The 7,457-nt window shown below is 71.8% G+C and carries 7 protein-coding genes; 3 read left to right on the top strand and 4 right to left on the bottom strand.

All coding sequences use genetic code 11. The features are described 5' to 3' along the window. The 3 genes from C1J00_RS34305 to C1J00_RS34295 form a co-directional block, all read left to right on the top strand. Positions 1-976 (top strand): SUKH-4 family immunity protein (locus C1J00_RS34305; protein WP_180989796.1); only part of this gene is annotated, 976 nt, incomplete at its 5' end. A 168-nt stretch (positions 977-1,144) separates the two neighbouring features. After that, positions 1,145-1,606 (top strand): carboxymuconolactone decarboxylase family protein, encoded by a 462-nt coding sequence (locus C1J00_RS34300; protein WP_102912864.1) that lies wholly within the window; start codon positions 1,145-1,147, stop codon positions 1,604-1,606. 142 nt (positions 1,607-1,748) lie between these two features. Continuing rightward, positions 1,749-2,636 (top strand): cellulose-binding protein, encoded by an 888-nt coding sequence (locus C1J00_RS34295; RefSeq protein ID WP_102912863.1) that lies wholly within the window; start codon positions 1,749-1,751, stop codon positions 2,634-2,636. A 190-nt stretch (positions 2,637-2,826) separates the two neighbouring features. Here C1J00_RS34295 and C1J00_RS34290 read toward each other — a convergent pair whose 3' ends face one another. The 4 genes from C1J00_RS34290 to C1J00_RS34275 all read right to left on the bottom strand — a co-directional run bounded on the left by C1J00_RS34290 (position 2,827) and on the right by C1J00_RS34275 (position 7,195). Then, positions 2,827-4,407: a sodium/solute symporter gene (locus tag C1J00_RS34290; protein ID WP_439333458.1), complete on the bottom strand. Its 1,581-nt coding sequence runs from the start codon at positions 4,405-4,407 to the stop codon at positions 2,827-2,829. A 29-nt stretch (positions 4,408-4,436) separates the two neighbouring features. Further along, positions 4,437-4,835: a DUF485 domain-containing protein gene (locus C1J00_RS34285; protein ID WP_102912861.1), complete on the bottom strand. Its 399-nt coding sequence runs from the start codon at positions 4,833-4,835 to the stop codon at positions 4,437-4,439. Positions 4,836-5,165: 330 nt separating this feature from the next. Then, positions 5,166-5,681: a GNAT family N-acetyltransferase gene (locus C1J00_RS34280; protein WP_102912860.1), complete on the bottom strand. Its 516-nt coding sequence runs from the start codon at positions 5,679-5,681 to the stop codon at positions 5,166-5,168. Positions 5,682-5,701: 20 nt separating this feature from the next. Beyond that, positions 5,702-7,195 (bottom strand): MFS transporter, encoded by a 1,494-nt coding sequence (locus C1J00_RS34275; RefSeq protein ID WP_102912859.1) that lies wholly within the window; start codon positions 7,193-7,195, stop codon positions 5,702-5,704. Positions 7,196-7,457: the final 262 nt, after the last annotated feature.

Below are 7,457 nucleotides of genomic sequence, written 5' to 3'. Positions count from 1 at the left end.
AGATGTGTATAAGAGGACAGGTTACCAGGCCGTGCTGCGCTACCGCGCGCAGGACGGTTCCGAGCAGCAGCTGATCCGGCGTTCGGCGCCGGGCACGCCGCACCCGGAGTGGCAGATCTTCCACGAGCTGCGGGCCATGAACGTGCCCCCGGACCAGGTGCTGGAGCTGCACACGGAGCTGGAGTCGTGCGAGCTGCCGGGCGCGTACTGCGCGCGGATGATCCGGGAGCAGTGGCCCCAGGCGCGCATCACCAGCATCGCCCCGTACGGCACCGACCACGCGAGCCGGCAGCAGGGCATGCAGCAGCTGCTGGCCCACCAGGGCGAGTTGCACCAGGTGGCGGACGGTCCGGCGCGTCCGGCTCCGGTGCGCGCGCCGCTGCCGCCGGTGCAGCCGGTGCCGCCGGTCCCGCCGGAGGCCATCGGGCAGGAGCTGGGGGCCGCGTTCGGGCCGGGGGTGTTCCGCTTCGAGCAGGCCGCCGTGTCGAGGCAGGGTGTGCCGCCGGTGGTGGCGCACACGCTGGTGGCGGCCGGACTGCCGATGGACATGGGCCCGTTCTTCTGGGCGCAGGCCCAGCCGGGGCGGCCCGTTCCGACGCTGGCGGAGCTGGCGGCCGAGCGCGGTGTGCAGCCGGCCGCGGACGCGGGTTCCTATCTGGTGATGGGCAGCGACTTCGGCAAGGCGATCTGCGTGCAGTACGGCACGGCGAACATCGTCGCCGTGCCGGTGGAGGCGGGGCCGGGCGGGGCGCCCGTACCGCCGCAGTTCGTGAACACCGGGCTGCCGGAGTTCGCCCGCTGCCTGGCGCTGCTCGGGCGGATGTGGCGGTTGCGGTTCGGGCTGAACCAGGAGCAGGCGGGCCGCTGGACCGTCGACTTCCAGGCCCAGCTGGCTGCGCTCGATCCGGCGGCGCTGGGGTCGCCGGAGAGCTGGTGGTCGGTGCTGCTGGAGCAGATGTGGGACGGACTGCTGTGAGCCGTCGCCGCTGAGGTGCCGCAAGGAGCCGGGTTCGGTCGCTCGTACGACCGGCCCGGCTCTTCTCATGCCCGCGCCGGACATCTTCTCGTCGGGCTGTCACAACTTCCTGTGCCGCTCCGTCAGTGTGGCGACAGCGATGCACCGCCGACACAGGAGGCAGAGATCATGCAGGCACGGATGACGAACCCGGCGTACGTCCTTTCCGGCGCGATGAAGGGCATCGGCACCCTCTTCCAGGCGATCGGGGAGAGTGGTCTGGCGCAGGACGTGGTGGAGTTGGCCGGGCTGCGCGCCAGCCAGATCAATGGCTGCGGTGCCTGCGTGCACGGGCACGTCGCCAACCTCCGCAAGGCCGGGGTGAGCGAGGAGCGCATCGCGGCCGTCGCCGCGTGGCGGCACGCGCCCTTCTTCTCGGACGCCGAGCGCGCGGCTCTGAAGCTGACGGAGGCGATGACGCGGCTTTCCGACCTCTCGGGGGAGTCGGTGCCGGACGCGCTGTGGGACGAGGTGGCCGACCACTTCGACGAGAAGGAACTCTCCGCGCTGATCCTGACCGTCGCGGTCACCAACATGTTCAACCGCATCAACACGACCATCCAGGAGCCCGCGGGCACCACCTGGGGCTGACGGCCGCCGGTTCGGCCGCTGGACCCCTGAGATGTGAGCGGAGTGTCGCGTTATGAACGCTTCCGTCTGATCCACCAAGATGTGCGCTAAATCATCCTATTTCTAGCGCGACTTCACGTCGGTGTGGTGGAGAGGGGTCCGGATGAGCAGCGCGACGGTGTCACCGCACGGCTTCACGGCCGTGCGGGGGCGCGGTTACCGTCCCGAGCAGGCCGACGAGTACGCCGAGGCCCTCTCCGCGGACCGGGACGCGGCCTGGGAGAGAGCCGCCCGCCTGACGGTGCTCGCCCGGCGGATGGACGAGGAACTGGCACGGCTGCGCGAGGCCGTGGCCCGGCTGCCTCCGCAGAACTACGAGACGCTCGGGGAGCGGGCGCGGCGGCTCTTCGAACTCGGTGAGCAGGAGGCCGCGGCCGTACGGGAGGGGGCGCGGGAGGAGGCGGGCCAACGCGTGGACGGGGCACGGGCGTCCGCAGCCGGCGTGCATGACTCCGCTCGGGCGCACGCCGAAGCCGTACGCGCCGACGCCGACGAACGCGCCCGTCAGCGGCTGCTGGCCGCGCACGCCGGGGCCGACGAGACCCTGGGCGCGGCCCGGCGCGAGGCGCAAGAGCATCGGGGCGAGGCGCTGGCCGCCTTGCAGGAGATGCGGCAGCGCACCTCCGGGATGCTGGCCGAGCAGGACAAGGAACGCGCCGAGCGGTGGGCGGAGACGGAGCGGGAGGAGGCCGCCCGCGAAGCGGCGCTCGAAGCGCACCACGACGAGGCGGCGACGCGCGCCGAGGCAGTACTGTCCGAGGCGGAGCAGGCCTTCGCCGACGCGGAGGACGCCGCGCGTGACCTGGAGGAAGAGGCCCACGCCCACGCGGCGGAACTGGTCGCCCGGGCCCGGGAGCACGCGGAGGCCGTGGAGGCGGAGACGGACCGGCTCCTGCGCCTGCACGCCGGCCGACGAGACGACGCCCTCGCCCACATCGACCGCGTCCACACCAGCCTGACGGCGTGGGCGGGGCGGGCGGCGGCGGAGTGACACGTCGACGAGTGCACGCCTGCCGGTCGGCGCGGTCGGCCCGTGTACCGCCCGTCGCCGGGCACGGGTGACGCACGAGACCTGCCCCCGCCGGTACGAGTGCCGCCCCCCTCATCGCCTGCATGGCGGAGGCGGCACTCGTACGCGCCCACGCGCTGCGGCGTGCGGGCAGGCCGGCGGGGGTGTGGCGTCAGGTGTCCTTGCGTACCGCGCCCGCCAGGATCCAGCCCTCGACCGCCTCGTACTGGTGGCGCTGCTCCTCCGACTTCCGGCGGCCGGAGGCGATCGTGCCCAGCCAGCCGCAGGCGAAGCCCAGGGGTATCGAGAGCAGGCCCGTCGTGGTGAACGGGAACCAGTTGAAGTCGGCTTCGGGGAAGGCGGAGAGGGGTGAGCCGGAGACCAGGTTGGTGCCCGGCATCAGCGCCAGGACCGCCAGGGACCCGCCGATGAGCGTGCTGAGCAGGCCCGCTCGTGTGAAGCGGCGCCAGAACAGGCTGTAGACCAGCGCGGGCGCGATGGCCGAGGCGCCCAGGCAGAAGGACAGCGTCACCAGCCATTGCAGGCTGCGGTGCTGGACCTGGGTGGCCAGGAGGATCGCGGGGACGCCCACGGCCAGGGCCGACAGCCGTGCCACGGTCATCTCGCGCCGGGGCGACATCTCCCGCACCCGGGCCGCGAACACGTCGTGCGCGAGGGAGTTGGCGCAGGCCAGGATCATGCCGGCGACGGAGGCGAGCAGGGTGAGGAAGACCGCCGTGGTGACGGTCGTGAACAGGAACGTCTCCGCCGACGACACGTCCCCTCCGAACGCGGCCTGCGAGCCCAGCAGATACGCCGTGTTGCCCTGCGGGTCGACCTGCGCGATCAGCTCCCGTCCGACCAGTGCCGTCGCGCCGAAACCGACGACCGTGATGACCAGCACGAACAGGGCCACGCCCGACACCGCCCAGGACATCGAGCGCCGCACCTGCCGGGCGCTGGAGGCCGTGTACATGCGCATGGTGACGTGCGGCAGGACGCCACCGCCGAGGACCACCGTCAGCTGCGCGGTGATCATGTCCAGGTCGGGGCTGGGGCCGCCCGCGAACTGCAGGCCCGAGGAGAGGAACGCCGATCCGACGCCGCTCTTCTGGGCGGCCGCGTCGAACAGGGCTCCCGGGTCCCAGTCGAACCGGTGCAGGATCAGTAGCGCGACCACCATGCCGGAGCCGAGCAGCATCACGATCTTCAGGATCTGGATGAGGGCGGTGCCCTTCATCCCGCCGATCGCCGCGTAGCTGATCATCAGCGCGCCCACGCCGATGATGCAGCCCGTCTGCAGTGACTCGCCGGAGAAGCCGAGGATGAACGCCATCAGCTGCCCGGTCCCCGCCAGCTGGACGAGCATCAGCGGCACCAGTGCCGCCAGGGTCACCGCACAGGCCGCGATGCGGACGGCGCGTCCCGGCATCCGACGGGTCAGTGCGTCGCCCATGGTGAACCGGCCCGCGTTGCGCAGCGGTTCGGCCAGCAGGAACATCAGCAGCATCAGGGACAGGGCCGTACTCAGCGCAAGCACGATCCCGTCGTAGCCGAACAGGGCGATGACGCCGCCGGTGCCCAGGACGGTCGCGGCGGAGACGTAGTCACCGGCGATCGCCAAACCGTTGCGCATGGGGGACAGGGAGCTGTAGCCGGTGTAGAACTCGTCCAGGTCGTCCCGGTCCGGGCCCGTCATCACGCACAGCAGCAGCGTGATCGTGGCGACGGCGGTGAAGCCGACGAGGGACATCGCCTGGGCGTTGACGCTGAAAACGGTGGTCACCGTGCTCCCTCCCGCTTCGCGTCCAGCTCGGCATGCTTGCGTATCCGGTCCGCGATCGGGTCGACGCGGCGGCGGGCCGTCTGCTCGTACAGGGCGATCGCCAGCCAGGTCACGGGGACTTGGACGAGAGCCAGCAGCAGGCCGGTGGGCAGGCCGTCGGTGACGGTGCTCGTCATGAACGAGGGCGCGAACGCCGACAGGATCAGGAACAGGACGAAGTAGCCGAGTGCCGTGAGTGTGGCCACGCGCCGCTGCCGGCGGTAGGCGCCGCGCAGCAGCCGCAGGTCGCTGTGGTGTCCGAGCGCGGCGTGGCGGTGGGGACGCCGTCCGGCCGGTTCGGGAGCCTCCCGCGCTGCCCAGGGATAGGTGTCGTACGTGTACGGGTCGTAGGACATCCCGGTACTCCTTGCGAGGATTGGATCCGGTGCGGCGGGCCGCAGGGAGGTGGGGGGCGGGAGCCACGCAGGCTACTTCGGAGTAGGGGTTCTGCGCGAGGGTTTCGGCAAACTGATCGGTCGGTACGCGCTTACCTCTCCGACCTCGGGTGTTACCCGCGTTTACGCGGATGGCCGGGGGTTTCCGGTGGGTCACCGGCGGTGGATCAGCGCCACCGGCGCGGGCACTTCGGCGTGGTCGTCGACCATCGCCCGGAAGACCAGTCGCCGGTCGGTCCGGTGCGGGACCGAACTACCCGCGAGGATCGTGACGTTGACGCCGACACTGCCTCAGGCCCAGGGGCCGTCGGGGGCGGCGGCGAGGTGCCGTCGTTCGTAGCGGACTCCCGGGCGTCCACCCACCGTCGTGTTCTCCACCCGGACGAAGCCGCTGCGGGTCAGGACCTTCATGGAAGCCGGGTTGTCCAGGGTCGTGACCGCGGTGAGGGACGTCAGGCCGTAGTCGGTGGCGGCCAGTCGGCACACCGTCGCGACCGCCGCCGTCGCCACGCCCCGGCCGGAGGCCTGTTCGGCGATGCGATAGCCGAGTTCGGCGCTGCCGTCCACCAGGTCCACCAGGTTCACCCGGCCGATCAGCTCGCCGTCCTCCCCGAGGACCACGTGGAAACGGCACACGCGCGCGTGCTGCTCGTCGAGGAGCGCCTGGAGGCGTGCGGCGAACCCCGCCGCCGTGAAGAAGGCGTCCCCGCGGTCCGGCACCGTGCGGGCGAAGTACGCCCGGTTCTCCCGCTCGAACGCCAGCAGCGCGTCCGCGTGATCCGCCCGGAGGGGCTCCAAGGTCACCATGGGCGGGAGGATACGGACGGTCAGTCCTTCAGCACCGGGAATTTCCGGGGCGCGAGGAACAGCAGCACCAGGAACGCCAGGGCCGCCGCGCACGCCGCGCCCAGGTAGACCGCGTGCACCGCTTCGGCGATCGCCCGCCGGGTCGCCTCCGGCGCGCTGCCCGAGTCGAGTGCCCGCGTCACCGAGTCGAGGTCGCACGCGCCGCCGAGCCGCGCGGCCAGCACCCCGTTGGCGACCGCGCCGAACACCGCCGCGCCGATCGTCTGGCCGGTCTGGCGGCAGAACAGCACGGACGCGGTCGCCGTACCGCGCTCCGCCCACCCCACCGTCGACTGCACACCGACGATGAGCGGCAACTGGAACAGGCCCAGCGCGGCGCCAAGCAGCAGCATCAGCAGCGTCGGCTGCCACGCCTGCCCGGGGTAGGGCAGAAAGGGGAAGGCGAAAAGGATCAGTGAGGCCGTGCCGATGCCCAGCATCGCCGTGTTGCGGAAACCGATCCTGCGGTACACGTGCTGGCTCAGCGCCGCCGACACCGGCCAGCTCAACGTCCAGACGGACAGGACGAAACCGGCGGCCACGGGCGCGAGGCCCAGCACCGACTGGGCGTACGTGGGCAGGAAGACCGACGGCGCGACCATCAGCAGGCCCAGCGCGCCCAGGGCCAGGTTGACCGCGGCGATCGTACGGCGCCGCCACACCCAGCCCGGGATGATCGGCTCCGCCGCCCGGCGCTCCACCAGCACCACGACCGCGACCAGGGCGAGTCCCGCACCGAACAGGGCCAGTGAGGGCGCCGAGAACCACGGCCACGCCACGCCGCCCTGCACCAGGGCCGTGAGCAGAACGCCGCCGCAGGCGAACACCGTGAGCGCCCCCGCCCAGTCCACGCGCGCGTGCGGGGCGGTTTCCCGCTCCGGCTCGTGGAGGTGACGCACGATCAGCCACAGCGCGAGCGCGCCGATCGGCAGGTTGATCAGGAAGATCCAGCGCCAGTCCGCGTAGGCGGCGAGCACCCCGCCGAGACCGGGGCCGGCGACCGCGGAGACCGCCCACACCGTCGACAGCTTCGACTGGATCTTCGGGCGGTCCTTCAGCGGATACAGGTCGGCGGCGAGTGTCTGCACCGTGCCCTGCAGCGCACCGCCGCCCAGACCCTGCACGATGCGGAAGGCGATGAGCGCCCCCATGTTCCACGCCAGCGCGCACAGCAGCGACCCGAGGAGGAAGAGCACCGACCCCGCTATGAGGACCGGCTTGCGGCCGAAGGTGTCGGAGAGCTTGCCGTACAGGGGCAGGGTGACGGTCACGGCCAGCAGATAGCCGGAGAACAGCCAGGAGAAGACGGAGAAACCGCCCAGGTCCCCGACGATCTGCGGGACGGCGGTCGAGACGATGGTCGCGTCGAGCGCTGCCAGCGCCATCGAGAGCATCAGCGCCGCGACGACGGCTCCGCGCCGGCCGGCCGAGGCGGGACGCGCGGCCTCACGTTCCGCGGAACTGGTGCTGCCCACTCCGGTCCTCCCCCTCGCCCCGGCCACGCCTCGCCACGGGCCCCGTCGCTCATGTCTGCCCCTTGCACCTACTTGCCGCGGACAGCTTCCCACTTGACCCTTACGCGGCGGGAGGGTGGAGCCTGAGTGAGCTCACGGGTGGAGGCGACCCTGATGCGGCCTCCACCCTGCGGTGGACTGCCCCTAGGGGTACCTCCGTACTACGACCTGGGGAGGGTTCGTACCGACGGAGGACGAGAGGGGCGGGGGTGCGTCCTTAACC

It is taken from the genome of Streptomyces cahuitamycinicus (assembly GCF_002891435.1).
GTDB lineage: Bacteria > Actinomycetota > Actinomycetes > Streptomycetales > Streptomycetaceae > Streptomyces > Streptomyces cahuitamycinicus.
The sequence above is the reverse complement of the archived record's forward strand: the minus strand, read 5'-3'. Positions and strand labels throughout refer to the sequence as shown.